This is a genomic window from Devosia alba (genome assembly GCF_039938915.1).
In the GTDB taxonomy this organism is placed as follows: domain Bacteria; phylum Pseudomonadota; class Alphaproteobacteria; order Rhizobiales; family Devosiaceae; genus Devosia; species Devosia alba.
Window position 1 is genome coordinate 15,910 of record NZ_JBDUUI010000001.1, and the last position, 25,818, is coordinate 41,727.

The 25,818-nt window shown below is 62.5% G+C and carries 24 protein-coding genes; 15 read left to right on the top strand and 9 right to left on the bottom strand.

What is annotated here, in order from left to right:
- Positions 1 to 65 precede the first annotated feature (65 nt).
- The 5 genes from tpiA to ABFY71_RS00095 all read left to right on the top strand — a co-directional run bounded on the left by tpiA (position 66) and on the right by ABFY71_RS00095 (position 3,858).
- Positions 66 to 821: a triose-phosphate isomerase gene (tpiA, locus tag ABFY71_RS00075; RefSeq protein WP_347944151.1), complete on the top strand. Its 756-nt coding sequence runs from the start codon at positions 66 to 68 to the stop codon at positions 819 to 821.
- Between the two features lie 108 nt (positions 822 to 929).
- Positions 930 to 1,385 carry a preprotein translocase subunit SecG gene (gene secG, locus ABFY71_RS00080; protein WP_347944152.1) on the top strand — a complete coding sequence of 152 codons (456 nt, stop codon included), beginning with the start codon at positions 930 to 932 and terminating at the stop codon, positions 1,383 to 1,385.
- Positions 1,386 to 1,496: 111 nt separating this feature from the next.
- Positions 1,497 to 3,125 (top strand): CTP synthase, encoded by a 1,629-nt coding sequence (gene pyrG, locus ABFY71_RS00085; RefSeq protein ID WP_305580932.1) that lies wholly within the window; start codon positions 1,497 to 1,499, stop codon positions 3,123 to 3,125.
- Entirely contained in the window at positions 3,125 to 3,619 is a 495-nt protein-coding gene (locus tag ABFY71_RS00090) for a GNAT family N-acetyltransferase (protein WP_347944153.1), read from the top strand. The genes pyrG and ABFY71_RS00090 overlap by 1 nt, the downstream gene beginning before the upstream one ends.
- Positions 3,620 to 3,681: 62 nt before the next feature.
- Positions 3,682 to 3,858: a DUF4169 family protein gene (locus ABFY71_RS00095; protein ID WP_347944154.1), complete on the top strand. Its 177-nt coding sequence runs from the start codon at positions 3,682 to 3,684 to the stop codon at positions 3,856 to 3,858.
- A gap of 24 nt (positions 3,859 to 3,882) precedes the next feature.
- Here ABFY71_RS00095 and ABFY71_RS00100 read toward each other — a convergent pair whose 3' ends face one another.
- Positions 3,883 to 4,314: a VOC family protein gene (locus tag ABFY71_RS00100; RefSeq protein ID WP_347944155.1), complete on the bottom strand. Its 432-nt coding sequence runs from the start codon at positions 4,312 to 4,314 to the stop codon at positions 3,883 to 3,885.
- A gap of 188 nt (positions 4,315 to 4,502) precedes the next feature.
- On the opposite strand from ABFY71_RS00100, the gene eno reads away from it, so the two are divergent.
- The gene (gene eno / locus ABFY71_RS00105) at positions 4,503 to 5,780 is read left to right on the top strand and encodes a phosphopyruvate hydratase (protein WP_347944156.1); all 1,278 of its coding nucleotides are present in this window, start codon (positions 4,503 to 4,505) and stop codon (positions 5,778 to 5,780) included.
- Positions 5,781 to 5,919: 139 nt separating this feature from the next.
- Here eno and ABFY71_RS00110 read toward each other — a convergent pair whose 3' ends face one another.
- Positions 5,920 to 7,395: an AMP nucleosidase gene (locus ABFY71_RS00110; RefSeq protein ID WP_305580942.1), complete on the bottom strand. Its 1,476-nt coding sequence runs from the start codon at positions 7,393 to 7,395 to the stop codon at positions 5,920 to 5,922.
- Between the two features lie 489 nt (positions 7,396 to 7,884).
- Here ABFY71_RS00110 and folD point away from each other — a divergent pair, with 489 nt between their 5' ends.
- The gene (folD, locus tag ABFY71_RS00115) at positions 7,885 to 8,787 is read left to right on the top strand and encodes a bifunctional methylenetetrahydrofolate dehydrogenase/methenyltetrahydrofolate cyclohydrolase FolD (protein WP_347944157.1); all 903 of its coding nucleotides are present in this window, start codon (positions 7,885 to 7,887) and stop codon (positions 8,785 to 8,787) included.
- The gene (locus ABFY71_RS00120) at positions 8,784 to 9,347 is read left to right on the top strand and encodes a DUF1643 domain-containing protein (RefSeq protein ID WP_347944158.1); all 564 of its coding nucleotides are present in this window, start codon (positions 8,784 to 8,786) and stop codon (positions 9,345 to 9,347) included. Before folD ends, ABFY71_RS00120 begins: the two co-directional genes overlap by 4 nt.
- 98 nt (positions 9,348 to 9,445) lie before the next feature.
- Here ABFY71_RS00120 and ABFY71_RS00125 read toward each other — a convergent pair whose 3' ends face one another.
- The 3 genes from ABFY71_RS00125 to metH form a co-directional block, all read right to left on the bottom strand.
- On the bottom strand, positions 9,446 to 10,390 hold the full coding sequence (locus ABFY71_RS00125) for a patatin-like phospholipase family protein (protein WP_347944159.1): 945 nt from the start codon (positions 10,388 to 10,390) through the stop codon (positions 9,446 to 9,448).
- A gap of 63 nt (positions 10,391 to 10,453) precedes the next feature.
- Positions 10,454 to 10,804 carry a hypothetical protein gene (locus ABFY71_RS00130; protein ID WP_347944160.1) on the bottom strand — a complete coding sequence of 117 codons (351 nt, stop codon included), beginning with the start codon at positions 10,802 to 10,804 and terminating at the stop codon, positions 10,454 to 10,456.
- A gap of 3 nt (positions 10,805 to 10,807) precedes the next feature.
- The gene (gene metH, locus ABFY71_RS00135; RefSeq protein WP_347944161.1) at positions 10,808 to 14,563 is read right to left on the bottom strand and encodes a methionine synthase; all 3,756 of its coding nucleotides are present in this window, start codon (positions 14,561 to 14,563) and stop codon (positions 10,808 to 10,810) included.
- Positions 14,564 to 14,804: 241 nt separating this feature from the next.
- Here metH and ABFY71_RS00140 point away from each other — a divergent pair, with 241 nt between their 5' ends.
- The 7 genes from ABFY71_RS00140 to ABFY71_RS00170 are packed head-to-tail and all read left to right on the top strand — an operon-like array spanning position 14,805 to position 21,959.
- Positions 14,805 to 15,866, top strand: a complete 1,062-nt coding sequence (locus ABFY71_RS00140) for a septal ring lytic transglycosylase RlpA family protein (RefSeq protein ID WP_347944162.1) — start codon at positions 14,805 to 14,807, stop codon at positions 15,864 to 15,866.
- Between the two features lie 44 nt (positions 15,867 to 15,910).
- Positions 15,911 to 17,056: a D-alanyl-D-alanine carboxypeptidase family protein gene (locus ABFY71_RS00145; RefSeq protein ID WP_347944163.1), complete on the top strand. Its 1,146-nt coding sequence runs from the start codon at positions 15,911 to 15,913 to the stop codon at positions 17,054 to 17,056.
- Positions 17,057 to 17,077: 21 nt separating this feature from the next.
- Positions 17,078 to 17,764 (top strand): dTMP kinase, encoded by a 687-nt coding sequence (tmk, locus tag ABFY71_RS00150; RefSeq protein ID WP_305580957.1) that lies wholly within the window; start codon positions 17,078 to 17,080, stop codon positions 17,762 to 17,764.
- Positions 17,761 to 18,789 (top strand): AAA family ATPase, encoded by a 1,029-nt coding sequence (locus ABFY71_RS00155; RefSeq protein WP_347944164.1) that lies wholly within the window; start codon positions 17,761 to 17,763, stop codon positions 18,787 to 18,789. The genes tmk and ABFY71_RS00155 overlap by 4 nt, the downstream gene beginning before the upstream one ends.
- On the top strand, positions 18,786 to 20,336 hold the full coding sequence (gene metG / locus ABFY71_RS00160; RefSeq protein WP_347944165.1) for a methionine--tRNA ligase: 1,551 nt from the start codon (positions 18,786 to 18,788) through the stop codon (positions 20,334 to 20,336). Before ABFY71_RS00155 ends, metG begins: the two co-directional genes overlap by 4 nt.
- Positions 20,337 to 20,339: 3 nt before the next feature.
- Positions 20,340 to 21,119 (top strand): TatD family hydrolase, encoded by a 780-nt coding sequence (locus tag ABFY71_RS00165; RefSeq protein WP_347944166.1) that lies wholly within the window; start codon positions 20,340 to 20,342, stop codon positions 21,117 to 21,119.
- A 3-nt stretch (positions 21,120 to 21,122) separates the two neighbouring features.
- Positions 21,123 to 21,959, top strand: a complete 837-nt coding sequence (locus ABFY71_RS00170) for an MBL fold metallo-hydrolase (protein WP_347944167.1) — start codon at positions 21,123 to 21,125, stop codon at positions 21,957 to 21,959.
- A 12-nt stretch (positions 21,960 to 21,971) separates the two neighbouring features.
- On the opposite strand, the gene ABFY71_RS00175 is transcribed toward ABFY71_RS00170, so the two are convergent.
- The 4 genes from ABFY71_RS00175 to ABFY71_RS00190 all read right to left on the bottom strand — a co-directional run bounded on the left by ABFY71_RS00175 (position 21,972) and on the right by ABFY71_RS00190 (position 25,818).
- The gene (locus ABFY71_RS00175) at positions 21,972 to 22,973 is read right to left on the bottom strand and encodes a TIGR03842 family LLM class F420-dependent oxidoreductase (RefSeq protein ID WP_347944168.1); all 1,002 of its coding nucleotides are present in this window, start codon (positions 22,971 to 22,973) and stop codon (positions 21,972 to 21,974) included.
- A gap of 96 nt (positions 22,974 to 23,069) precedes the next feature.
- Entirely contained in the window at positions 23,070 to 23,858 is a 789-nt protein-coding gene (locus ABFY71_RS00180) for an ABC transporter ATP-binding protein (protein ID WP_347944169.1), read from the bottom strand.
- Positions 23,855 to 24,874 (bottom strand): putative F420-0 ABC transporter permease subunit, encoded by a 1,020-nt coding sequence (locus ABFY71_RS00185; protein ID WP_347944170.1) that lies wholly within the window; start codon positions 24,872 to 24,874, stop codon positions 23,855 to 23,857. The genes ABFY71_RS00180 and ABFY71_RS00185 overlap by 4 nt, the downstream gene beginning before the upstream one ends.
- Positions 24,871 to 25,818, bottom strand: a complete 948-nt coding sequence (locus tag ABFY71_RS00190; RefSeq protein ID WP_347944171.1) for a putative F420-0 ABC transporter substrate-binding protein — start codon at positions 25,816 to 25,818, stop codon at positions 24,871 to 24,873. Before ABFY71_RS00190 ends, ABFY71_RS00185 begins: the two co-directional genes overlap by 4 nt.

The window sequence follows — 25,818 nt, forward strand, 5'->3', positions numbered from 1 at the left end:
ATCCATGTTGACAGCCGGGGTTAGGGCAATCCCCGTTCCGGTGCAAGAGGTAGGAGTAGCAAACAGTGACCACGACAATTTCGCCGCTGATCGCCGGCAACTGGAAAATGAACGGTTTGCGGGGCTCGCTGGACGAGTTGGCGAGCCTGGCCCACATGCTCATCTCCGGCGAAAACCCGCGCGCCATTGTCGTGATCTGCCCGCCTGCCACTATCCTGTCCGAAGTCGCCCAGCTCGGGGCCACAGCCGGCATCCAGGCCGGTGGACAGGATTGTCACACCCAGGCGCAGGGCGCCCATACCGGCGATATTTCGGCCAGCATGCTGGCCGATGCCGGTGCGCAATATGTCATAGTTGGTCATTCCGAGCGCCGCGCCGATCATGGTGAAACCGACGATCAGGTGCGCGCCAAGGCCGAAGCGGCCATTGGCGCCGGTCTCAAACCGATTATCTGCGTTGGCGAAACCGAGGCCCAGCGCGACAGTGGCGAGGCCGAGGCCGTCGTTGCGGCCCAGTTGGCGGCTTCCGTTCCCGAGGCGGCCAATTTTCATGACGTCATTGTGGCCTACGAGCCCATCTGGGCCATTGGGACGGGCCGCACGCCCACCAATGAGGATATTGCCCGCATGCATGGAGCGATCCGCCAGCAATTGAGTGCGCGTTTCCCCGAGCAGGGCCCGACAATGCGCATTCTCTATGGTGGCTCGCTCAAGCCGCAGAATGCGCGCGAGATTCTGGCAGTGGAAAACGTCAATGGTGGCCTGGTTGGTGGCGCCAGCCTCTTGGCAAAAGACTTCTACACCATTATCTCCGCCGTATAGCGCCGCGAGCGCCAAAGGCTGGTCGGAAAATCCGCCCGGCCTCTGGCATTTTCGGCATGGGGCGTGTATGACGCGCCAACTTTTGACAGACCAATAGACTGAGACACGATGGCGAACGTCCTGATTGTGGCCTATCTGCTGATCGTCCTGGCGCTGATTGCAGTAATTCTGCTGCAGCGGTCCGAGGGTGGCGCGCTGGGCATTGGTGGTGGTGGCGGCGGCGGCCTGATGACGGCACGCAGTTCGTCGAACCTGCTGACGCGTACGACCGCTGTTCTGGCGGCGCTGTTCTTTGCCACCGCTATTGGCCTGACGGTTATCAACGAACTCGATCGTGGCAGTTCGGGCATTCTCGATCGGGCGACGACCACCGACGGCGAAGCCGCCCCGGCCAGCGTGCTTGATGCGCTCAATTCGCTGCAGGGCGATACCCCAAGTGATCTGCCCGTACCGGCTCTGACCACGCCTGCCGCACCGGCTGCTGATGCTGGGGCGGGCCAGAGCGATGCTCTGCCGGTGCCCGAGGCACCCGCAGAGACGCCGGCTGCTCCGGCAAGCAACTAACTGCCGCAAGGCACGACGATTGAGGGGGATGGCAACATCCCCTTCTTCTTTTTGTGTAGGGCTGCAGAAGCACTCTACGAATCGATGCTGATGAGATTAAGGTGAGCGCCCATGGCTCGGTACGTATTCATCACCGGAGGCGTGGTCTCCTCATTGGGTAAAGGTCTTGCATCGGCGGCGCTTGGCGCAGTCCTGCAAGCGCGCGGCTACAAGGTGCGCCTGCGCAAGCTTGACCCCTATCTCAACATCGATCCGGGCACGATGTCGCCCACCCAGCACGGCGAAGTCTTCGTTACCGATGATGGTGCCGAGACCGATCTCGATCTGGGCCATTATGAGCGCTTTACCGGCCGTGCGGCCAACAAGCGCGACAATATCACCACCGGTCGCATCTATTCCGACATTCTGGCCAAGGAGCGCCGGGGCGAGTATCTCGGCGCCACCGTTCAGGTCATTCCCCACGTTACCGACGCCATCAAGGACTTCGTGCTCGAAGGCAATGACGAATTCGATTTCGTGCTGGTGGAGATCGGCGGCACTGTCGGCGATATTGAAGGCCTGCCGTTCTTTGAGGCCATTCGTCAGCTCGGCAATGATCTGCCCCGGGGCGACGCCTGCTATCTGCATCTGACGCTGATGCCCTATATTGCGTCGGCCGGCGAGCTCAAGACCAAGCCGACCCAGCATTCGGTCAAGGAGCTGCGCTCCATCGGCATTGCGCCCGACGTGCTGCTGGTGCGCTGCGATCGCCCGATTCCGGAGGGCGAGAAGAAGAAGCTGTCGCTGTTCTGCAACGTGCGCGAATCTGCCGTTATCCAGGGGCTGGACGTCAGTTCGATCTACGATGTGCCGCTGGCCTATCACCATGAGGGTCTGGACCGCGAAGTGCTGGCCACCTTTGGCATTACCGACGCGCCCGAACCCGATCTCAAGGCCTGGCAGGAGGTGTCTACCCGCCTGCATAGCCCCGAAGGCGAAGTCAATATCGCCATCGTCGGCAAATATACCGGCCTCAAGGACGCCTATAAATCGCTCTCGGAAGCGCTCACCCATGGTGGCATTGCCAACAAGGTGAAGGTCAATCTGCAGTGGATCGATTCCGAAGTGTTCGAGCGCGACGACCCGGCGCCCTATCTGGAACATGTGCACGGCATTCTGGTGCCCGGCGGCTTTGGTGAGCGCGGTTCGGCCGGCAAGATCGAGGCAGCCCGGTTTGCGCGCGTCAAGGATGTGCCGTATTTCGGCATCTGCTTTGGCATGCAGATGGCCTGCATCGAGGCGGCCCGCAATACCGCTGGCATCAGGAACGCCTCGTCCACCGAATTTGGCCCCACCAAGGAGCCCATTGTCGGCATCATGACCGAGTGGGTGAAGGGCAATGATACCGAAAAGCGCGCCACCGAAGGCGATCTGGGCGGCACGATGCGCCTTGGCGCCTATCCGGCCCAGCTCACCCGGGGCAGCCGCGTCGCCGACATCTATGGCACCACCCGTATTTCCGAGCGCCACCGTCACCGCTATGAGGTGAACATGGATTATCGCAAGCTGCTCGAAAAGAACGGCCTGCTGTTCTCCGGCGTCTCGCCCGATGGCACGCTGCCCGAAATCGTTGAGCGGACCGACCACCCATGGTTCATCGGCGTGCAGTTCCACCCCGAGCTGAAGTCCAAGCCGTTCGAGCCTCATCCCCTGTTTGCCAGCTTCATCGCTGCGGCGATGGATCAGAGCCGACTGGTCTGATGCTGCTGCGGACGGCGCGTCTCACGCTGCGCCGGCCCGCCATGACCGATCTTGAGGCCTTCTTCGGGATTACCTCAAATCCGACAGCCATGCGCTACTGGTCGACGCTGCCGCATGCCGATCTGGGCGTCACCGAGGCCTGGCTGGCGCGGATGGTGGCGCGCGAGCAGAGCGGGGGCGAACACTTCGTCATTGAACGCGATGGCCAACTGATCGGCGAAGTCGGGGCAGGGCGCCTGCCCGATTTCGGCTTCATCATCCATCCTGACCATTGGGGACAGGGTTACGCTACCGAAGCGTCGCTCGCCGCCATTGCCCACATCTTTGCCGTGACGGACACCACCGAACTCAGGGCCGACGTGGACCCGCGCAATCTGGGATCGCTCAACACGCTGGCCAAGCTGGGCTTTGTCGAGACCGGACGCGCTGCCAATACCTTCCTGTTGGGCGAGCAGTGGTGCGACAGCGTCTATCTGACCTTGCCGCGTCGCTGATGGGTGTTGGCTGACCCGACTGGGTCATGCTAGCCATGGGCAGAAAACCGCCGGAGCCGCCCATGGCCGAGATCATCAATCTGCGCAATGTCCGCAAGCAGAAGGCCCGGGCCGACAAGGCCACCGCCGCCGAACAGAACCGCATCAAATTCGGCCGCAGCAAGGCCGAAAAGCAGTTGTCGGCCGCCGAACAGGCGCTGGCCGACAAGCGTATCGATGGCCACAAGCGCGACGAGTAGTCAGGCGATCCGGTCGGCGATCGGTTACCAGTTCACCTGACAAACGCCGCCATGCGGCTTGAACTGCAGACTGCTCGCTGTGTACTCAAAGATTTCCAGCTTCACCCCATTGGGATCGCTGGTCCAGGCCTGCCAGGTCCCGTCCACGCCCAGCTTCTTGTCGGTGATCTCGACGCCCTGACCCCGCACATGGGCGAGCAAGCCATCGAGATCCTCGGTTTCGAGGCAGATATGATTGATCTGGTTGGTCTCGTCGAATTTGGCACTGGCCTTGCTGAACACCTCGATAAAGGTGCGGCCACCCAGATCGAGATAGTAGCCGATCCGGTCATCGCCCCGCATGAAGGTGAAGGCGGTCGGGATGCCGAACACGTCGCGGTAAAACGCCTCGGTAGCGTCCAGATCGTGCGCGAAAATGCAGGTATGGGCGAGCTGTTTGATCAGGGCTTTGGTCATGCAATGGCTCCGCGAATCTCTTGCTGTAGTGCCGCCAGCCTAACCGACCGAAACAGATCAAAAACCGCGATATGTGCCCGAACCATCAATTAAACTGGCATTTTGTGCTGCTGCCCTCTTTTCACTGTCATGGGGGGCGGCTAACACAGGGCCAGTAATCGAGATAACCCACACCGGAAGGGCTTTCCATGTCTTCAATCATCCACGTCAACGGCCGCCAGATCTATGACAGCCGCGGCAATCCCACGGTCGAAGTTGATGTGGTGCTCGACGATGGCAGCTTCGGTCGCGCCGCCGTGCCCTCGGGCGCTTCCACGGGCGCGCATGAAGCCGTTGAGCTGCGCGATGGCGGCAAGAAATACTCGGGCAAGGGTGTCACCCAGGCGGTCGAGAACGTCAATTCGGTGATCTTCGACGAGGTCCAGGGCATGGATGCACTCGACCAGATCGGCGTCGATCAGGCCATGATCGACCTCGATGGCACTCCCAACAAGTCGCGCCTCGGCGCCAACGCCATTCTTGGCGTGTCGCTGGCTGTCGCCAAGGCCGCCGCCGAGTCGAGCGAACTCCCATTCTATCGCTATATCGGCGGCCCCAACGCCCATGTCCTGCCGGTGCCGATGATGAACATCATCAATGGCGGCGAGCATGCCGACAATCCCATCGACATGCAGGAATTCATGATCCTGCCGGCCGGCGCGGAAAACCTGGCCGACGCCGTCCGCATCGGTTCGGAAATCTTCCATACGCTGAAGAAGAATCTCTCGGCCGAAGGCTTCAACACTTCGGTGGGCGACGAGGGCGGCTTCGCGCCCAATCTGAAATCAGCCGACGAAGCGCTCGGCTTCATCATGCGCTCGATCGAAAAGGCCGGCTACAAGCCTGGCGAGGACGTGTTCCTCGGCCTCGACTGCGCTGCCACTGAATATCACAAGGACGGCAAATACGAGATGGTCGGTGAGGGCAAGTCGCTCACCTCGGAAGAAAACGTCCGCTTCCTGGCCGATCTGGCCGCCCGCTTCCCGATCATCACCATTGAAGATGGCATGGGCGAAGACGATTGGGAGGGCTGGAAGGCCCTGACCGAAGCGATTGGCGACAAGGTGCAACTGGTCGGCGACGATCTGTTTGTCACCAATACCGAGCGCCTCGTCTCGGGCATCAAGATGGGCGTGGCCAACTCCATTCTGGTCAAGGTCAACCAGATCGGTTCGCTTTCGGAGACGCTGAACGCCGTCGATACCGCGCACCGCGCCGGCTACACCTCGGTGATGTCGCATCGCTCGGGCGAAACCGAAGATTCGACCATTGCCGACCTCGCGGTCGCGCTCAACTGCGGTCAGATCAAGACCGGCTCGCTCTCCCGCTCGGATCGTCTGGCCAAGTACAACCAACTGATCCGCATCGAAGAGCAGCTCGGCTCCTCGGCCAAATATGCCGGCTATTCGGTGGTCAAGGGCCGCTGATTGTCGCAAGACTGAATGACAAAGCCCGGCAGTGATGCCGGGCTTTCGTCTGGTGAAAGCTTCACTCGCAGTCAACACCCCCGCCCGAACCTCCCCGTGAAGGGGCCGGTGCCGTACGGTGGGTGGGGTAGATGACTCCCTACTGGAACGCCGTCTCGGCAAAGCTGCGCAGCTTGCGGGAGTGCAGCCGCTCTGCCGGCTGGTCGCGCAGGATTTCCATGGCGCGCAGGCCAATCAGAAGATGCCGGTTGATCTGGGTGCGATAGAAATCCGAGGCCATGCCGGGCAGCTTGAGCTCGCCATGCAGCGGCTTGTCCGACACACACAGCAGGGTGCCATAGGGCACGCGGAAGCGGAAACCATTGGCGGCAATGGTGGCGCTCTCCATGTCCAGAGCCACGGCGCGCGACTGGCTCAGTCGCTGGGTGATCTCGGTCTGATCACGCAGTTCCCAGTTGCGATTGTCAAACGTCGCCACCGTGCCAGTACGCATGATCTTTTTGGTTTCGAGCCCCTCGGTCTGGGTGATCTCGTGCACCGCCTGCTCGAGCGCCACCTGCACTTCGGCCAGTGCCGGAATCGGCACCGACAGCGGCAGATCGGCGTCGAGCACATGGTCCTCGCGCACATAGGCGTGGGCGAGCACATAATCGCCCAGCTCCTGGGAATTGCGCAGGCCTGCGCAGTGCCCCAGCATGATCCAGGCATGCGGGCGCAGCACGGCGATATGGTCGGTGATGGTCTTGGCGTTGGACGGGCCGACGCCGATATTGACCATGGTGATGCCACGGCCATTGGGGGCGGTCAGGTGATAGGCCGGCATCTGCGGCGCGCGGGCAGGCGAGGTGCCCGCCACCTTGCCACCGGCCAGGGCATTGTCGGTCACCACATTGCCCGGCTCGATGAAGCTTTCGTAATGGGTATGGCCATCGGCCAGGTACTGCTTGGCAACGCGGCAGAACTCGTCGATGTAGAAGGCGTAGTTGGTGAAGATGACAAAGTTCTGGAAATGGCTGGCGTCGGTGCCGGTATAGTGGCTCAGCCGAAACAGCGAATAATCCACCCGCGGCGCCGTGAACGCGGCCAGCGGATAGGGCCCGCCGCGCGGCGGCACAAAAGTGCCATTGGCGATTTCGTCATCGGTATTGCCCAGGTCGGGCGCGTCGAACACATCGCGCAGCGGGATATTGAGCGCATTGAGCGCTTCCCCATCGATTCGCTCATTGGCCGGCACGGCGAAATGCAGCGGGATGGGGGTGTCGGATTCCCCGATGTCGATGGTGCCGCCGTGATTCTTCAGGATCACCGCAAACTGGTCCTGGAAATAGTTGCGAAACAGATCGGGCGCCGTCACCGTCGTGCGATAGATGCCCGGGGTATGCAGGAACCCATAGGGCAGGGTGCTTTCGCTGCGGCTATAGCTGGTCGAACGTACTTCGATCTGTGGATAGCAGGCCCGCACCTGGCCCGGTGGCACGATGCCCTTGGCCAGCGATGCCAGATGGCTGCGGATGAAACCGGTATTGCGGTGATAGATTTCGGCAAGATAGGCCCACGCCTTCTCGGGGTCGGTAAAGGATTGCGTCTCGGCGCGTGGCGGGCTGATCGTGGTCATTTTCTTGCTCTTTCATCTCGCGGGTTCCGGATTGAACCCGCTTGGGCGGAATCGCGCCGCATCGTGTGCAACGTCTAGTCTTTTGTGATGACAGCTTCTCGGCGCCGCTTCAACTGCGGGCGCCTTTCCGGCAGCCCTTCACATCGGAGTGACCAGCACTTTTATCGCCGCAATTGGCCACCATCTTGATACCCAGTTCACTGGCATCGCAAACGACCCATGCAACCGGTGAGCGAGGAGTGTTGTGTTGGCCGCTTGTCCCCCAAGCCCTCAACAGTGCGGTAGACCGGCATTCCCCAGGGCCACCAGAACAGAGATGTTTTGGTGGCCTTTTTTCGTCTGCCAGGCCCGAACGCTACTCTCCGGTTGGGTTTTTGTCCGGGCACGGCGATCTCACCCCCCATTTTAAGAGCAAAACCATAGACGAGCGCTTCGGCATTTCCTATTGCTGCGGCCAACTCCAATTCTGCTCCCAAAATGAGGCGACACATGACGGCCAGCATCATCGAAGGTAAGAGCTTCGCCGAGGGTCTGCGCGGTCGCATTGCCGGCCATGTGGAGCGTCTCAAGAGCGAGCACGGCATCACCCCCGGCCTTGCCGTGGTGATTGTCGGTCATGATCCAGGCAGCCAGGTGTATGTGGCGCAAAAGGCCAAGCAGACTGTCGCCGTCGGCATGCACTCGGAAAAATACGAACTGGCCGAGACGGTCAGCGAGGCCGAAGTGCTGGCGCTGATCGAAAAGCTCAATGCCGACCCGGCCATCCACGGCATTCTCGTCCAACTGCCGGTGCCTGATCATATCGATCCGCAAAAGATCATCCAGACCATCGACCCGGCCAAGGATGTCGATTGCTTCACCCCGGCCAGCGTCGGCAAGCTGGCCATCGGCCTGCCGGGCCCGGTGTCCTGTACGCCGCTGGGTTGCCTGATGCTGCTGCGCGACCAGTTGGGCGACCTGTCGGGCCTGCACGCCGTGGTCGTCGGCCGCTCCAATCTGGTCGGCAAGCCGATCGCCCAATTGCTGCTGCGCGAGAACTGCACCGTCACCATCGCTCATTCCCGCACGCGCGATCTGCCGTCCATCGTACGTCAGGCCGATATCGTCATCGCCGCCGTGGGCCGGCCGGAAATGATCAAGGGTGACTGGATCAAGCCGGGCGCCACCGTCATCGATGTCGGCATCAATCGCATCGATGCCCCCGAGCGGGGCGAAGGCAAGACGCGCCTGCTGGGCGACGTGGCCTTTGCCGAAGCTGCAGAGATCGCTGGCGCCATCACCCCGGTCCCGGGCGGCGTTGGGCCGATGACCATCGCCTGCCTGCTGGCCAACACCGTCACCACGGCCTCGTTGATCAATGGCCTCGTGCCCCCGAGCGATTTGACGGCATGAATGCTGCCGCTCACGACCCCGGCGGCAAGGTGCGCCTGGCGCTGATGCCGGGCGTCAAGGGCGATGCCGCGTTCAGCGCCGATGGGCGCCACCGGCAGATCATGCGCCGCTGGCTGGGGGACAGCTTCCCTGACCGCTACATTCTGTTTATCGGTATGAACCCGTCGACGGCCGACGCCACGGTCAACGACCCGACCTGTGCCCGTGAATGGAGTTTCGCCCGGCGCGAGGGCTATACGGGCATGGCGAAAGGCAATGTGGGCGACTATCGCGCCACCCATCCCAAAATGCTGCTGATGCCCGGCATTGTCGCTGTCTCGGAAGCGAACCTGCCCTCCCTGCGGGCGACCGCGGCGGGCGCTGATCGCGTCGTATTGTGCCACGGCAAGCTCAACAGGGCTTTGGCGGCCGCCGGGGCGGAACTGGTGCAAACCCTGCGCAATGACGGGATCAAGCTGTGGTGCTTTGGCACCAATGCCGACGGCTCCCCCAAACACCCACTCTATCTGCGCGCTGACACGCAACTGGTGCCATTTCCGTCCGTAGACGCCGCCCGCTAGAGCAATTCACCGTTGCGCTGAAACGGCGAAATGCTCCAGAGCTCTGATTGGTCACGTTACCGATCCGCAAGAGTAGCGTCACTTTTGCTGAAAACGCTCTAGAGCCGGCTGCGCCCGTTGAGCTTGACTTCGATGACCGGGAGTATCTGCTCGACCGCCGCGCGCCCCGCGGCAATCGACTCGGCTGCCCGGTGAAAATCCATCAGGCCGATTTCGGCCACCCGTGGCGCCACCATGGCATGCGGTGGCTCGCCGGCCAGCCGCGAGCGGGTGATGTGATCCTGCATGATGTCGATGGCATTGGTCAGCACGTCGAAATAGCCCGGCGCGCTGCTGCCGGCGCCGAAAAAGTTCAGCGACGACATCTGCTCCCGCACCGACGCCGGAATGGACGCAATCAAGGCCAAAATGCCTTCGGGCTTGGCGGCTTCGCCGGCTTGCTCAGCCTCATCGGGCCGTACATTGGGCTCAATGACCAGCCGGCGTCCCAGCAGGTCCTCATTCAAATTGACCGCAATGATGAAATCGGCGCCCATCGCCCGGCACACCGAGACAGGCACCGGGTTGACCAGACCACCATCCGACAGCCAGCGCCCGTCGATCTTTGTGGGGCTGAACACGCCTGGCATGCCGATTGAGGCCCGCACAGCCGTGGCCAGCGGACCCGACTGCAGCCAGATCTCACGCCCCGTGCTGATATCGGTCGCCACCGCGGTGAACGGCAGTTTGAGGTCTTCGATATTTTCGGGCAGACCCATGCTGGTGAGCCATTTGACGATGTGCACGCCGTCCACCAGGCCGCCGCCCAGCAGGCCGACATCGACCATGGCCGCCACTGACCGCCAGTCAGCGCCCATGGCCCAGTCGCGCAAGGCCTCCAGCCGTCCACTGGCATAGACCGACCCGACCAGGGCGCCCATCGAGGTGCCACAAACAATGTCAGGTTTGATGCCGGCTTCCAGCAGGGCATCGATCACGCCGATATGGGCCCAGCCCCGCGCTGCGCCGCTGCCCAGCGCCAAGGCAATGGATGGTTTGGCCATGATTGATCTCCCGACACGGTTTGGCGCACGATAGGCGACGACCCAGGTCGGGGGAAGTGATCTTCAGGCCACATCCGCCAGATAGAACAGCCGGGCTACCGTGTGGTCACGCAGTGCCTGCGCCGGCAATTTGCCGGTCAGCGCCGCCACCACCGCGGTCGGATCTCCCACCGCGCTGGCATCGACGATCACCTGCGTGAATGCAGGTCGCGTGCCGCGCTTGACATCTTCGAGCATATCAAACAGCCGGGCCCTGACGTCGGTGTGCGCTGCGCAGGCCACGCAGTGCTGACCATCGGCATGGCCATGCCCGCTATTGGCGGGCAGGCGGAGCAGGGCGGTATCGGGGCCAAGCGCCAGCAATTGCCCGGCTTGCGTGACCATAACCACGGGTATGGGGTCGACCTTGGCCACGCGCTACTCCGCTGCCACAATCGCCGGGCCGGGAATGTAGTTCAGGATCGGGCCCAGCCAACGCTCGACATCTTCCAGCTTCATGCCCTTGCGCGCGGCATAGTCGAGCACCTGATCCCGCTCCACCTTGGCAACGCCGAAATAATAGGCCTCAGGATGGCTCATATAGATCCCCGAGACCGACGATCCGGGCCACATGGCGTAGCTTTCGGTCAGCGTCACGCCCACCGTCTGTTCGGCATCGAGCAAGCGGAACAGCGTGGTCTTTTCGGTATGGTCAGGCTGCGCCGGATAGCCGGGCGCCGGGCGGATGCCCCGATAGGGCTCGGCAGCCAGTTCTTCGGGCGTGAAGGCCTCGTCGGCCCCATAGCTCCAGAATTCCTTGCGCACGCGCTCGTGCAGCGCCTCGGCCAGCGCCTCGGCGAAACGGTCGGCCAGCGCTTTGACCAGAATGGACGAGTAATCGTCATTGGCCCGCTCGAAGCGCTCGGCAATCGCTACTTCCTCGATGCCGGCCGTCACCACGAAGGCGCCGATATAGTCCGGTACGCCGGCAGGACCGACGAAATCAGCCAGCGCCATATGGGCCTTGCCATCGCGCTTGCTCAACTGCTGGCGCAGGGTGAACAGGGTCGCCAACTCGTCGGCGCGGCCCTCATCCTTGTACAGGCGAATGTCGTCACCGACGGCATTGGCCGGCCAGAAACCGGCCACGGCGCGCGGCACGAACCACTTTTCCTCGATGATCTGCTTGAGCATGGCCTGGGCATCGTCGAACAATTGCCGCGCTGCCTCGCCCTGTCGTTCATCCTGCAGGATCGCCGGATAGCGACCCTTGAGCTCCCAGGTCTGGAAGAAGGGAGTCCAGTCGATATATTCCGCCAACGCTTCCAGCTTGAAGTCATTCAGCACCCTGGTGCCGAGAAAACTCGGCTTGGGTGGGGTGTATCCGCTCCAGTCAGGCGTGAAGGCGTTGGCGCGGGCGGTCGCCAGCGGCACCCGCTTTTTCTCGCTCTCGGCCCGCTCGTGCGCCGCTGCTGCCTTGGCATATTGCTCCTTGATGTCGGCGATGAAGCTGACCTTGGTCTCGGGCGACAGCAGATTGCCCACCACGCCCACGGCCCGGCTGGCGTCATTGACATGCACGGCCTGGCCGCGATCATAGCGCGGATGGATCTTGACCGCCGTGTGCACGCGGCTGGTGGTGGCGCCGCCGATCAGCAGCGGAATGTCAAAGCCTTCACGCTCCATCTCGGCTGCCACATGCACCATTTCGTCCAGCGACGGGGTGATCAGCCCCGACAGCCCGATAATGTCGACATTCTCATCCTTGGCCGTCTGCAATATCTTGGCCACTGGCACCATGACGCCCAGATCGATGATCTCGTAATTGTTGCAGCTGAGCACGACGCCGACGATGTTCTTGCCGATGTCATGCACATCGCCCTTCACCGTCGCCATCAGAATCTTGCCGGCGCTCCTGCGGCCGGTGGCATTGCCGTCGGCATTCTTCTCGGCTTCCATATAGGGCAGCAGCAGCGCCACCGCCTGCTTCATCACCCGCGCCGATTTGACCACCTGGGGCAGGAACATCTTGCCCGAGCCGAACAGGTCACCAACAATGCCCATGCCGGCCATGAGCGGGCCTTCGATGACATGAAGCGGCCGCTCGGCCTTCTGCCGCGCCTCTTCGGTATCGGCATCGATATATTCGGTGATACCATTGATCAGGGCGTGGGCAATCCGGTCCTCGACGGGTTTCTCGCGCCAGCTCAGATCCTTGTCTGCGGCTTCCTTGCCGGCTACGCCCCGATAGCGCTCGGCAATTTCCAGCAGGCGATCGGTGGCGTCGTCGCGCCGGTTAAGGATCACGTCCTCACAGGCATCGCGCAGATCGGGGTCGATCGACTCATAGACCGCCAATTGCCCGGCATTGACGATGCCCATGTCCATGCCGTTCTGGATGGCATAGTACAAAAACACCGCGTGCATGGCCTCGCGGACCGGTTCATTGCCGCGGAACGAGAAGCTCAGATTCGAGATGCCGCCCGAAATATGCACATGGGGCAGGGTGTCGGTGATCTGCTTGGTCGCCTCGATGAAGGCAACGCCATAGCCATTGTGCTCCTCAATGCCGGTCGCCACGGCGAACACATTGGGATCAAACACGATGTCTTCGGGCGGAAAACCGACCTCTTCGGTGAGCAACTGGTAGGCACGCGTGCAGATGGCGACCTTGCGCTCGATGGTATCGGCCTGGCCCTGCTCGTCAAACGCCATCACCACCACCGCGGCGCCATAGGCGCGTACCAGCCGGGCGTAATGCAGGAAGGCTTCTTCGCCCTCCTTCATGGAAATGGAATTGACCAGCGCCTTGCCCTGCACGCATTTCAGGCCCGCCTCGATGACATCCCATTTGGAGCTGTCGATCATCAGCGGCACTTTGGCGATATCGGGTTCGGCCGCCAGCAGGTTGAGATAGTCGATCATCACCTGTTTGGAGTCGATCAGCCCTTCATCCATGTTGATGTCGATGATCTGGGCGCCATTGGCCACCTGATCACGCGCCACTTCGAGCGCGGCATGATAGTCGCCGGCGGTGATCAGCTTGCGAAAGCGCGCCGAGCCGGTGACATTGGTGCGTTCCCCAACATTTACGAATGGAATTTCCGGGGTCAGCGTGAACGCCTCAAGGCCCGACAATCGCAGCTGACGCTTGATCTCCGGCACCACGCGTGGCGCGTATTTGCTGGCCATTTGCGCGATGGCGCGAATATGGTCGGGCGTCGAACCGCAGCAACCGCCCACGATATTGAGCAGGCCATCGCTGGCAAATTGCTCCAGCTGCGACGTCATCAGTTCGGGCGTCTCGTCATAGCCGCCAAATTCATTGGGCAGGCCGGCATTGGGATAGGCGCAGATCAGCGTATCGGCCACCGCCGACAGTTCGGCAATATGCTCGCGCATCAGATCGGCACCCAGCGCGCAGTTCAAGCCGACGGTGAACGGCTTGCCGTGGCGCAGGGAATACCAGAACGCGGTTGGCGTTTGCCCTGACAGCGTGCGACCCGAGCGATCGGTAATCGTGCCCGACAGCATGATCGGCACGTCAATGCCGCGCTCCTCGAACAGGCGTTGGGCCGCAAAAATGCCGGCTTTGGTGTTGAGCGTATCGGTAATGGTTTCAAACAGCAGCAGGTCGGCGCCGGCATCGACCAGCCCGCGAATGGCCTCGCCATAGGCGACCACCAGTTGATCAAAGGTAATCGAGCGATGGCCTGGGCTGTTCACATCGGTCGACATGGACGACGTCTTGTTGGTCGGCCCCAACGCCCCGGCAACAAACCGGCGGCGCCCGTCCGCGGCCTCGGCCCGCAACGCCGCCCGGCGTGCCACAGCAACGCCCTGGAAATTGATCTCATAGACCGCGTCTTCGCAGCCATAGTCGGCCTGCGCCACCGAGGTTGCCGAGAAGGTGTTGGTCTCGGCGATATCGGCGCCGGCCATGTAGTAATCGAAATGGATATCTTCGACCGCCTTTGGCTCGGTGAGCACCAGCAGGTCGTTATTGCCCTGCAACGGCAACTTCCAGTCCTTGAAGCGCTCGCCACGGAAGTTCTCCTCGGTGAACTTCAGCCGCTGCAGCATGGTCCCCATGGCGCCGTCCAGAATCAGAATGCGTTCGCTGGCAGCTTGCGCCAGGGCGGTCCGCACTTCGGTCCAGTCGGGAATAGGGGGCTGCTGCTCGGAAAGGCTCATCGCCATTCACCTCGGTTCAACGATCGTCGGATTTGACATAAAGATATCTTTATATCATCAAAAACGCAAGCAGGGAACGGCCCGAACCCGGTTGTCCGCAAACTGTCGCGCATTCGTTCCAAATGCCAAGCTCGCTGCTAACATTCTGTTGTCCTTAACCTCCCCTAAACCAGAAAACTGTTCTGAGGGGGCAGTCGCCGTTCAATCGCGTTACACTCGGCGTTCGCAGCAAGGTTGGCCTATGAGTATGAGTACTGTGATGACACCCTGGCGCCATGCCATCCGCCTGGTCGCATTGGCGACCCTGATCGCCCCGATCCTTGCCGCCTGCGGCATGGGCGACCTCGGCGCCACCGTCAAACGCTCGGCCTTCAGCTCCAAAGAATATGGCGTTAACTCCTCGCCCCGCGTCACCACCAACCCCAATCCGCCCAAGGGTGGCGGCCGCTATCAGGTCGGCAAGCCCTATACGGTGCGCGGCAAGGTCTATGTGCCGCAGGAGAACCCGAACTACGCCGATAGCGGCGAGGCCTCCTGGTATGGCTCCGACTTCCATGGCCGCCGCACCGCCAATGGCGAGATCTTCTCGGCCAACGCCATCACCGGCGCCCATCCGACCCTGCCGCTGCCCAGCTATGTTCGGGTGACCAATCAGGAAAATGGCCGTTCAGTCGTGGTGCGGGTCAATGACCGCGGGCCTTACATGCCTGGTCGCATCATGGACCTGTCGCATCGTGCGGCCGAAATGCTCGGTTACGTCAACAATGGCCACGCCCAGATCCGGGCCGAATATGTCGGTCCGGCACCGCTGGAAGGCGACGATACCCGCATGCTGCTCGCCAGCTATTCCGGCCCGGCCGATATCGGGGGCGGCAGCAGCAATACCCGCTATGCCTATGCCGACAACACCAATAGCCTGGCTGACATTGCCGGCAATTTCTTTGGTGGCCTGTTCTCCTACGCTGACACCACGCCGCAAGAACAGGAGATCGCCATCGGTACGGCACACGCTGCCGTCACCGCCATGGCGACCCGCTCCACCGCGCTTGACGAATGGGTGCAGTCGGTCGATGTCGACGCCCGCGCCATCAAGCTGGGGCTCGGCGTCTTCGCCGATCGCGACAACGCCATTGCACTGGCCCAACAGTTCGCCATGCTCGGCGCCGTCGACGAGGAAGCTGTCACCGTCAATGGCCGGGCCGCTACCCGCCTGACCCTGACCCAGCTCAAGCCTGGCGTGGCCCGGGTCGATGCCCTTGATATGGCGCGGCAACTTGGCCTTACCGACATAATTCTCTATTAGTTCTCTTTGTCGGCATTTGTGCCGGCAAACGAGAGGTAGTGCGCGTGAAACGGCTCGGGTACATTCTGGCAATAGTGCTGGCGCTGGCTGCGCCTGCCTGGGCGCAGGCCAATTTCGATACCAAGGCCAAATTCGCCATTCTGATGGATCAGGAGACCGGCACGGTCATCTTCCAGAAGGACGCGGACCTCCCCATGGAGCCGGCCAGCATGGCCAAACTGATGACCATTGCCGTGGTCTTCAACGAAATCCGTCTCGGTCGCGTCAGCCTCAGCGATGAGTTCTTTGTCTCCGAACATGCCTGGCGCACGGGCGGCGCTGCGTCGGGCGGCTCGACCATGTTCGCCGAACTCAACTCCAAGATCTCGGTCGAAGACCTGGTCCGCTCGGTCATCATCCAGTCGGGCAATGACGCCTCCATCATTCTGGCTGAAGGCATTGCCGGCTCGGAAGCCAGCTTTGCCGCCATGATGAATGAACTGGGTGAGGATATTGGCCTGACCGGCTCACACTTCACCAATCCCGCTGGTCTGCCTGACCTGGAAATGCGGGTCACCGCGCGCGACCTGGCGGATCTGGCGCGCTATCTGATCCGTGAATTCCCGCAATACTACCACTACTTCTCCGAACCCGAGATGGAGTGGAATGGCATCAAGCAATCCAACCGCAACTCGCTGGTTGAGCTGGGTATCGGCGTGGATGGTCTCAAGACCGGACACACCGAAGCCGCGGGTTATGGCTCGGTGATCTCGACCAAGGAGGGTGGCCGCCGCCTGATCGCCGTCATCCATGGCCTGACCTCCATGTCGGAACGCACCGAAGAAGGGCGCAAGCTGATCACCTGGGGTGCCCGGGCCTTTGAACGTGTGGCGGCCTATGCCGATGGCGCCATTGTCGCCTACGCCAATGTCTATGGCGGTGAATCGGGCAGCGTCGGGCTGATCGGTAATGGCGAAGTTGCGCTTTATCTGCCGCGTGGCTCGCGCAAGTGCCTCAGCGCCGAAGTGCGCTATGACGCGCCGCTGCTGCCACCGGTCAATGCCGGTGACCAGATCGCCGAACTGCGTGTCTTCTGCGACGATCGACTGGTACAAGTGGCGCCGCTCTATGCCGCTGAAACCGTCGGCGAAGGGGGTATTACCCGCAAGGCTGCAGACGCTTTGCGACAACTGGCCCTTGGCTGGCTCTGAGACTCGGATACAACGCTCATCATGCTCGAAGCGCCCAAAGCCAATCGTGCCCGCTTCATCACCTTCGAAGGTGGTGAAGGCGTCGGCAAATCCACCCAGGTCAAACGGCTGCTGCAAAACCTGCAGCGGCACGCCATTGAGGTGGTGCGCACGCGCGAGCCCGGCGGTACGCCAAAGGCCGAAGCCATCCGCTCCTTCATCCTGCAGGGACGCTCGGAAAGCTGGGGGGCAGGGGCCGAGGCGGTGTTGTTTGCCGCCGCGCGCCTCGATCACGTCAATCAGCTCATCGCGCCAAATCTGGCGAACGGCACCTGGGTGCTGTCCGACCGTTTCCATGACTCCACACGTGCCTATCAGGGGCTGACCGGTGGTGTCGACGACAAGCTGATCGATGCGCTGGAGAGCCTGGCCCTTGATGGTCACGCCCCCGATCTGACGATTATGCTGGATATGGACCCGGTGGCCGCGTTCAAGCGCGTCGCTGACCGGGCCGTCGAAGACGGGCTGGCTCTGACCGGCGATCGCTTTGAGAAAGAGGAACTCGACTGGCACATAAGGTTGCGCGATGGCTTCCTGGCCATTGCCCGTAATAATCCCGAGCGCTGCGTCGTGATTTCGGCGGCCCAGCATGAAGACGCGCTGGAAGCCGCGATCTGGGAGGTGGTCCGCCAGCGCTTTCCCGAGTTGCTTCGCGGATCTCAAGCGTGACCGACCCCAATGCACTTGAAGGCCTGGCCCCACCCGAGCGCCGCCAGCAGGCCCGGGGGCACGCGGCCGCCCGTGCAGGGATCGCCAGCCAGATCGCCAGCCGCCGGCTACCCGGCGCCATTCTGCTGCACGGCCCGATGGGCATCGGCAAGGCCACCTTCGCCTTCGAAATGACCGCTGCCATTCTGACGGCCACCGGCGATGAGGACGCCCATCGCGTCGAGGAACAGATCGCCGCGCTGTCCCATCCCAATGTCTCGTTGCTGCGCCGCCGTCCCAAGGACGCCAAGAGCTATTATACCGTCATCCGTGTCGAGGATGTGCGCCAGTTGCGCGACGGGCTGCACCACACACGGGGCCGGGCAGGGCACCGCGTCGCCATCATCGACAGTATTGATGACTGCAATCCATCGGCCGCCAATGCCCTGCTCAAGACGCTCGAAGAGCCGCCGGCCGATACCACCTTCCTGTTGATTTCGCACCGGCCCGGCCAATTGCTGCCCACCATCAAGTCGCGCTGCCACAATCTGGCGCTGCGCCCGATTGCGGGAGATGACGTCCGTGCCGTGCTGACCGAGCATGATCCCGGCCTTGGCGCCGCCGCGCTCGACCGCGCCATTGCCCTGGCCGGTGGACGCCCGCGCCGGGCGTTTGAGACGTTGGCGCTCGAACCGGACTCCGCGCTCGGCGCGCTCCAGACCTGGCTCGCCAGTCCCGGCCAACACGCCGCCGGGGTCGCAATCAAGCTCGCCGAAGCGCTCGGTTCGGACAGCCAGAGCCCCGAGTTGTCCTTTGCCCGTGAAATGCTCGACGACTGGATCGCCGATGAGGCCCGCAATGCCGCCCTGCAGCCCGGGGCGCGGATGCGCCTTGCCTCGGCCAATGAGCTATGGGACAAGGCGCACAGCCTATTTGCCGATGCTGATGCCATCAATCTGGACATGAAACAGACCCTGATCGTCATCTTCGACGCGATCCGCAAGCACGTATCGACGACCATCCCCGTTTCCGCCGAGACCCTATGACCTCCAAGCCCTTCTACGTCACGACCGCGATTTCCTATCCCAATGGCGCGCCCCATATCGGCCACGCCTACGAGATGATCGCCACCGATGCGATTGCCCGCTTTAAGCGGCTCGAGGGGCGTGAGGTGTATTTCCTCACCGGGACGGACGAGCACGGCATCAAGATGGTGCAGACCGCCATGGCGCAGGGCATCACCCCGCGCGAACTGGCCGATCGCAATGCGGCCGAGTTCAAGAAGCTGGCGGCAGCACTCAACATCTCCAATGACGATTTCATCCGCACCACCGAACAGCGCCACCACGAATCCAGCCAGGGCATCTGGAAGAAGATGGCCGCCAACCACAATGGCGATATCTTCCAGTCCACCTACAAGGGCTGGTACTCGGTGCGCGATGAGGCCTATTTCGACGAAGACGAGCTGACCGAAAAGGACGGCAAGCGCTTCGCCCCTTCGGGGGCCGAGGTTGAGTGGGTGGAAGAGCCAACCTATTTCTTCCGCCTCTCGGCCTATCAGGACAAGTTGCTCGCGCTCTACGAGTCCAATCCCGACTTCATCGCCCCCAAGGAACGCCGCAATGAGGTGATTTCCTTCGTCAAGGGCGGGCTGAACGACCTGTCGATCTCGCGCACCACCTTCGATTGGGGCATTCCGGTGCCGGATGCGCCCGGTCATGTGATGTATGTCTGGGTCGATGCGCTGACCAATTACATCAGCGGACTGGGCTATCCCGATGAAGCTGCGGACCTGTTCAAGAAGTTCTGGCCCGCCGATCTGCATGTCATCGGCAAGGACATCATCCGCTTCCACACCGTCTATTGGCCCGCCTTCCTGATGAGCGCCGGCATCGAGGTGCCCCATCGCGTCTTCGCCCATGGTTTTTTGACCGTGGATGGCCACAAGATGAGCAAGTCGCTGGGCAATGTCATCGACCCGTTCACGCTGATCGAGGAGTTCGGCGCCGATGCGCTGCGCTATTTCCTGCTGCGCGAAGTCTCGTTCGGCAATGACGGCGACTACAGCCGCGACAAGCTGGTCAACCGGGTCAACGCCGACCTCGCCAACAATCTGGGCAATCTGGCACAGCGCTCGCTGTCGATGATCAACAAGAATTGCGACGGCAAGGTGCCCACACCGGGCCCGCTGACCGAAGCGGACGACGCCATCATCGCCGAAGTTGGCGAGGCGATCGCCGCCGCTCAACAGGCGATGGATCAGCAACTTGTGCATGAGGCCAGCGGCGTCATCATCGCCGCACTCGCCTCTGCTAATACCTATTTCGCCGCTCAGGAACCCTGGGCGCTCAAAAAGACCGATCCCGCGCGGATGGCGACCGTCCTCTACGTCACGGCGGATACGGTCCGTCGCCTGGCCATTCCCATGCTGGCCTTTGTGCCAGAGTCAGCGGCGCGCCTGCTTGACCAGCTCGGCATTGCCGCAGAGAGCCGCCTGCTTGCGGACAGCAAAATTCCGGCAGGCCTGCAGCCTGGTGCCGAGCTGCCGGTGCCGCAGGGGGTGTTTGCCCGCATCGAGCGCAAGGTGGAATAACCAATGCTGATCGACAGCCATTGCCACCTCGATTTTGAAGCGCTGGCCAATGATATTGACGGGGTGATGTCCCGCGCCGCTGCTGCCGGGGTCACCGGCATGGTGACGATATCCACACATGTGGAAAAGTTCTCCACATACACCGCCATTGCCGAGCGCTTCGACAATGTGTGGTGTTCGGTGGGCACCCATCCGCACCATGCCGATGAAGAACTGCATATCACGACGGATGAACTTGTCCGGCTAAGTGCCCATCCGCGCTGCGTTGCCATTGGCGAAGCCGGGCTGGACTATTTCTACGACAACGCGCCACGCGAGGCGCAGGCAACGGGTCTGCGCCGCCACATTGCTGCCGCCCGCATCACCGGTCTTCCACTGGTTATCCACAGCCGCTCTTGCGATGATGACATGGCCGCGATCCTCACCGAAGAAGCCGGGCAGGGGGCCTTCCCCTTTCTGCTGCACTGCTTCACCGCCGGCACGGTGCTGGCCCGCACCGCGCTTGATCTGGGCGGGTCCATCTCGTTTTCCGGCATCATTACCTTCAAGAACGCCGAAGAGATCCGCGACGTCGCCAAATTCGTCCCCGCCGACCGATATCTGGTTGAAACTGACGCGCCTTATCTGGCGCCGATCCCGCATCGCGGCCAGTCCAACGAACCCAGCTTCGTGCGCCATACGGCCGAGAAACTGGCCGAAGTGCGCGGCATCAGCCTCGAACAGCTCGGCGCCGAGACCACGGCCAATTTCGCCCGGCTGTTTGCCAAGACCGGGCTGGCCTGACCCATGCCGGCCGCCCAGAGAATTATCGCCACCATTTTGGGCTGCGGCTCGTCGGGCGGGGTGCCACGCATCGGCAATGACTGGGGCGACTGCGACTCCGCCGAACCGCGCAATCGCCGCCGCCGCTGTTCGTTGCTGATCGAAGCATGGTCCGATGGCAGCCCGGAACCGACACGCATCCTGATCGACACCGGCTGTGACCTGCGCGAGCAATTGCTCGATGCCCAGGTCGACCGCGTCGATGCCGTGCTCTACACGCACGAACACGCCGACCACACGCATGGCATTGATGATTTGCGGGTGCTGGCGCTGCACAATCGCCAGCGGGTCGACGTCTATTCCGACGCCTTCACCGGCGATCGGCTCCGGGCGGCGTTCGGATACTGTTTTGAAAGCCCGGCAGGGAGCAGCTATCCACCGATCCTGAATGCCCACATCATCGCAGCAGGCGAGATACTCAGCATCAACGGTCCAGGCGGGCAGTTGGAGGTTACCGTATTTGAGCAGGAGCACGGCGACATCACCTCGCTGGGCTTCCGTGTCGGCAATCTTGCCTATTGCTGCGATCTCTCCGGCTTCCCCCCAGCGTCTTTCGCCGCCATTTCCGGGCTGGACCTGTGGATCATCGATGCCCTGCGCCGCACGCCGCACCCGAGCCATCTCAGCCTGCCAGAAACGCTGGACTGGATCGACCGCTTCGCCCCCCGCCAGGCCGTGCTGACCGATCTGCATATCGATCTTGATTATGCCCGGCTCGACGCAGAAACGCCGGCGCACATAACGCCGGCGTTTGATGGCATGAGGATAGATGTGGTGACCGGCACCATCCTCAATCGCTGAGGCTTTCGCCGCTTAACGGAATGCCGGGATCACATGCCGACCGTAACCGGCAATGATCTCTTCCTCGTCACCACTATCGAGATAGATGTTGAACTGGGTGATGCCAGCTGCCTTGAGCGCGTGCATCTTGGCGATGTGCTCATCGGGCTCGCCCAGCACGCAGAAATTCTCTACCACCTCGGGCGTGATGAAATCGAGGAACGGGTTATCGGCCTGGCCATGCTTGGAGTAGTCGTAACCGCGGCGTTTTTCGATATAGCTGGTCAGGCTTTCCGGCACCTGATCGCTGTCTGCACCGTATTTCTCAACAATATCAGCGACATGATTGCCCACCATGGCCGGGAACCACTTGGTGGCTTCAATGGCGCGCGCCTTGTCGCCGAAATAGGCCGGCGCCGCGGCCATGGAACGATAATTGCTCATGTCGCGACCAGCTGCCTTGCCAGCGTCAAGGCACTGATCGGTGAACCATTTGCACAGGCCCGGGTCGGCCAGTTGCAACACCACGCCGTCGGCGCTCTGCCCGGCAGTCTTCAGCGCCAGCGGGCCATAGGCGGCAATCCAGCTGGGCATGTCATGCCCAACGGCCCAAGGGAATTTTACGGGCTCGGCGATGTCGTCATAGGTGACGGCCTCGCCGCGCACCATGGCGCGAGTCTTGTCGATGAACTCGGCAACGCGCGCCAGCGTTGCCGGCTTCTTGCCCATCACGCGGCGTGAACTGTCGCCACGCCCGACGGCCAGATCAAAGCGGCCGCCGCTCTGCTTGGACAGCGAACCGAAGAGCGAGGCCGCCACCGACCAGTCGCGCACGTCCGGATTGGTTACCAGCGGGCCAAACCGCATATCGGTGGTGTGTTCCATGCACATGGCAATGGCGGCGTAGCAATCGCGCCAGAGAATGTGGGAGTCGTAGAACCAGCAATAGGTGAAACCGGCGTATTCTGCAGCCCGGACCAGATACCGCGCGCGCTCAGGCTCAATGAAACCCTTGAAAGTGATGCCGAATTCCATAAAGCCCTCCGCCTGCCGTCCGGTCAGATATTTGACCAGCTGATCAAAATTTGGTCGGGCCCGGACTTAATGTCAATCATCTTTGCGTCCTGTCCCTCATTCGGGCGGCACATCATAGGCAATCATCGGCCGGCCGGTGCCCGGATGGCGCAGTAGACTGGCCTCGACCGCATAGACATCGCGCAGCAGGGCAGGGGTCAACACGGCCTCCGGCGCACCCTCTGCGACGAGGCGGCCGTGGTGCAACACCACCAGATCATCGCAAAACGCCGCCGCCAGGTTCAGATCATGCAGCGCCAGCAACACCGTGGCGCCCGATTGCGCCAGCCGCCGCAATAGACCCAGAATGCTCAATTGCGCGTGCACATCCAGATGATTGGTCGGCTCATCCAGAATCAGCAACCTAGGTTGCTGGGCCAGCGCCCGCGCCACCTGCAGCCGCTGCTGCTCGCCGCCCGACAGCGTATGGTAGTGCCGTTCTGCAAAGCCGCTCATGCCCACAGCGGCAAGCGCCGTGTCGACCGCGGCATCGTCATCGGGCGACGGCACCGATTGCCAGACCGACTGAAATGGAATGCGGCCCAGCGCCACCACTTCGCGGGCGCCCAAATGCACCTCGGCGCTGCCACTCTGTTCAACAAAGGCGCTCATCTGCGCTCGCGCCCGTCGCGGCATGCCGGGCAAATCCTGTCCGTCAAAGCTGATGCGGCCATCGGCCAGCGGCACCAGGCCAAGCGCAGCCCGCATCAGCGTCGATTTTCCCGCACCATTGGGGCCAATCAGGCCGGTCAAGCGGCCGGCATGGGCGCGGCAGCTGACCCCGTCGAGCAGCGTGCTCTGGCCGGCGCAGACCCGCACGGCGTCAAACCGCAGACCAGTGCTCATGTCACCCGCCGATAGCGCAACAGCACCAGCAGGAAGATCGGCGCCCCCAGCAGGGCAGTGATAATCCCCACCGGCAGTTCGCGGGGCGAAAACAGGCTGCGTGCCGCCGTATCGGTCCACACCATGAAACAGGCGCCCACCAACATCGCCACCGGCAGCAGCAGGCGATGGCGCGATCCGGTCCCCAACCGCACCACATGCGGAATGATCAGGCCCACAAAGCCAATCGCGCCGCCAACTGCCACCAGCGCCCCGGTCAGCAGCGCTGTTGCACCCAGCAGCGCCCAGCGCAGTTTTGCGACATCAATCCCCAGTGTCGCCGCCGCCGCGTCGCCAAATGCAAAAGCATCCAGCGCGCGACCGGCCAACAGCATCGGCACCCCCAGCAGCAGCACCGCGCTCAGCACGATGCCTGCATCAGCCCAGCCGGTGCCGCTCAGCGAACCCATCAGCCAGCTCAGGATTTCACGATAGGAGTCGCCGGTTGCCGACCAGAAGATCAGGAAAGAGGTGGCCGCCGCCGCCAGTGCCGACACCGCAATGCCGGCCAGAATGGCGCGTGACGGCGTTGCGCCGCCCAGCAGCCGCGTCACCAGCAGCGTCAGCGCCATCGCCACACCGGCACCGAAAAACGCCCCGATGGGCATCAACAGGGCCGCACCGGCGAGCAGAAACGCCACGGCGCCAAATGAGGCGCCCGACGACAGACCCAGCAGATAGGGATCGGCCAGTGGATTGCGCGTCAGCGCCTGCATGATGGCGCCACACAGCGCCAATCCGGCGCCAATGCCGGCCGCCACCAGAACGCGGGGCAGGCGCAGTTCCCAGATAATGGCATCGCGCAACCGCGTTACTGACGTCTCAAACGGCAAGCCAAGGTGATGCGCGATGGTCAGCCACACTTCGGTGGGCGCAATGTCGGCGGGACCAAAGGTCACCGCCACAATGACACTGCCCAGCAGCAAGGCCCACAAGCCGAGGCCAAGCACAAATTGTGGGCCGCGGCCCGGCGTCATTTATCGAAGGCCAGCGCCGCCAATTGGGCCGCCATGTCAGCCGTGGCGCCCACATTGCGCACACCGGCTTCTGATGCCGGGAACGGCACCACCAGAAAACGCTGGTTGATCACGGCATCAAGCTGGCTGGTGATCGGGTTCTCCGCCAGCAACTGCTTTTTTTGCGCCACCGAGTTCCAGGCCGCATCAACCAGAATGATCACGTCCGGGTTGGCGTCGACTATGGCTTCCCAACTGGCCGAAACCCAGCCGTCGTCTACAGCGCCCATGATGTTGTCGAGCCCCAGCGCGTCCATCATCATCGCCGGTCCATTGCTGCCGGCTCCGACATAGGGTGTCTTGGTCCCCGACGAGTACCACAGCGCCGTCAGCCCACGGCCATCGGGCACAATGGCGTCCAGCGCCGCTTGCTGTTCGGCAATCAGCAGATCGGCAGAAGTCGAGACATCGAAAATCATGCCCATCTCGGCGATATCGGCAAACAGGTCCTCAAAATCCAGCGGCTCCGGTGCGACCGAGCGGCAGGCCGGCGGCGAGACATAGCTGGCCACGCCCAGGGCCGCCAGACCGGCGCGTTCGCCGGCGCCATCGGCCGCGAAATTGCTTTCCCAGCCGCCATAGACAAAGTCGGGCTCCACTTCGAGCACCACTTCCTGGGATGGCAGTTTTTCGGCGAGCACTGGCAGACTGGCGCCTGCCGCCGCCCACGGCTCCGGCACGGGGCCATCCTGAAAGCCGACGCCAACGATTCTGTCGCCCAGGCCCAGCGCCAGCAGCATTTCCGCGGCTGTCGACTTGATCGCCACCACGCGGGCCGGCGCTGCGTCGAACACCAGCGGAACCCCGCAATTATCGATGCGCAAGGGATAGCTGGTTTGCGCCGATACGGGCGACGCCGACAGCCCCAGGCCAGCAAGCACGGCGAGAATGGAAGAGACACGCAT

What these genes read in the sequence shown, in the direction of transcription:
- ABFY71_RS00190 (WP_347944171.1), bottom strand. Translation starts at nt 25,818, where the DNA reads ATGCGTGTCTCTTCCATTCTCGCCGTGCTTGCTGGCCTGGGGCTGTCG.
- ABFY71_RS00185 (WP_347944170.1), bottom strand. Translation starts at nt 24,874, where the DNA reads ATGACGCCGGGCCGCGGCCCACAATTTGTGCTTGGCCTCGGCTTGTGG.
- ABFY71_RS00110 (WP_305580942.1), bottom strand. Translation starts at nt 7,395, where the DNA reads ATGACCACGATCAGCCCGCCACGCGCCGAGACGCAATCCTTTACCGAC.
- ABFY71_RS00140 (WP_347944162.1), top strand. Translation starts at nt 14,805, where the DNA reads ATGAGTATGAGTACTGTGATGACACCCTGGCGCCATGCCATCCGCCTG.
- metG (WP_347944165.1), top strand. Translation starts at nt 18,786, where the DNA reads ATGACCTCCAAGCCCTTCTACGTCACGACCGCGATTTCCTATCCCAAT.
- metH (WP_347944161.1), bottom strand. Translation starts at nt 14,563, where the DNA reads ATGAGCCTTTCCGAGCAGCAGCCCCCTATTCCCGACTGGACCGAAGTG.
- ABFY71_RS00175 (WP_347944168.1), bottom strand. Translation starts at nt 22,973, where the DNA reads ATGGAATTCGGCATCACTTTCAAGGGTTTCATTGAGCCTGAGCGCGCG.
- folD (WP_347944157.1), top strand. Translation starts at nt 7,885, where the DNA reads ATGACGGCCAGCATCATCGAAGGTAAGAGCTTCGCCGAGGGTCTGCGC.
- ABFY71_RS00090 (WP_347944153.1), top strand. Translation starts at nt 3,125, where the DNA reads ATGCTGCTGCGGACGGCGCGTCTCACGCTGCGCCGGCCCGCCATGACC.
- ABFY71_RS00125 (WP_347944159.1), bottom strand. Translation starts at nt 10,390, where the DNA reads ATGGCCAAACCATCCATTGCCTTGGCGCTGGGCAGCGGCGCAGCGCGG.
- ABFY71_RS00170 (WP_347944167.1), top strand. Translation starts at nt 21,123, where the DNA reads ATGCCGGCCGCCCAGAGAATTATCGCCACCATTTTGGGCTGCGGCTCG.
- ABFY71_RS00100 (WP_347944155.1), bottom strand. Translation starts at nt 4,314, where the DNA reads ATGACCAAAGCCCTGATCAAACAGCTCGCCCATACCTGCATTTTCGCG.
- ABFY71_RS00165 (WP_347944166.1), top strand. Translation starts at nt 20,340, where the DNA reads ATGCTGATCGACAGCCATTGCCACCTCGATTTTGAAGCGCTGGCCAAT.
- ABFY71_RS00120 (WP_347944158.1), top strand. Translation starts at nt 8,784, where the DNA reads ATGAATGCTGCCGCTCACGACCCCGGCGGCAAGGTGCGCCTGGCGCTG.
- ABFY71_RS00095 (WP_347944154.1), top strand. Translation starts at nt 3,682, where the DNA reads ATGGCCGAGATCATCAATCTGCGCAATGTCCGCAAGCAGAAGGCCCGG.
- tmk (WP_305580957.1), top strand. Translation starts at nt 17,078, where the DNA reads ATGCTCGAAGCGCCCAAAGCCAATCGTGCCCGCTTCATCACCTTCGAA.
- secG (WP_347944152.1), top strand. Translation starts at nt 930, where the DNA reads ATGGCGAACGTCCTGATTGTGGCCTATCTGCTGATCGTCCTGGCGCTG.
- pyrG (WP_305580932.1), top strand. Translation starts at nt 1,497, where the DNA reads ATGGCTCGGTACGTATTCATCACCGGAGGCGTGGTCTCCTCATTGGGT.
- ABFY71_RS00180 (WP_347944169.1), bottom strand. Translation starts at nt 23,858, where the DNA reads ATGAGCACTGGTCTGCGGTTTGACGCCGTGCGGGTCTGCGCCGGCCAG.
- eno (WP_347944156.1), top strand. Translation starts at nt 4,503, where the DNA reads ATGTCTTCAATCATCCACGTCAACGGCCGCCAGATCTATGACAGCCGC.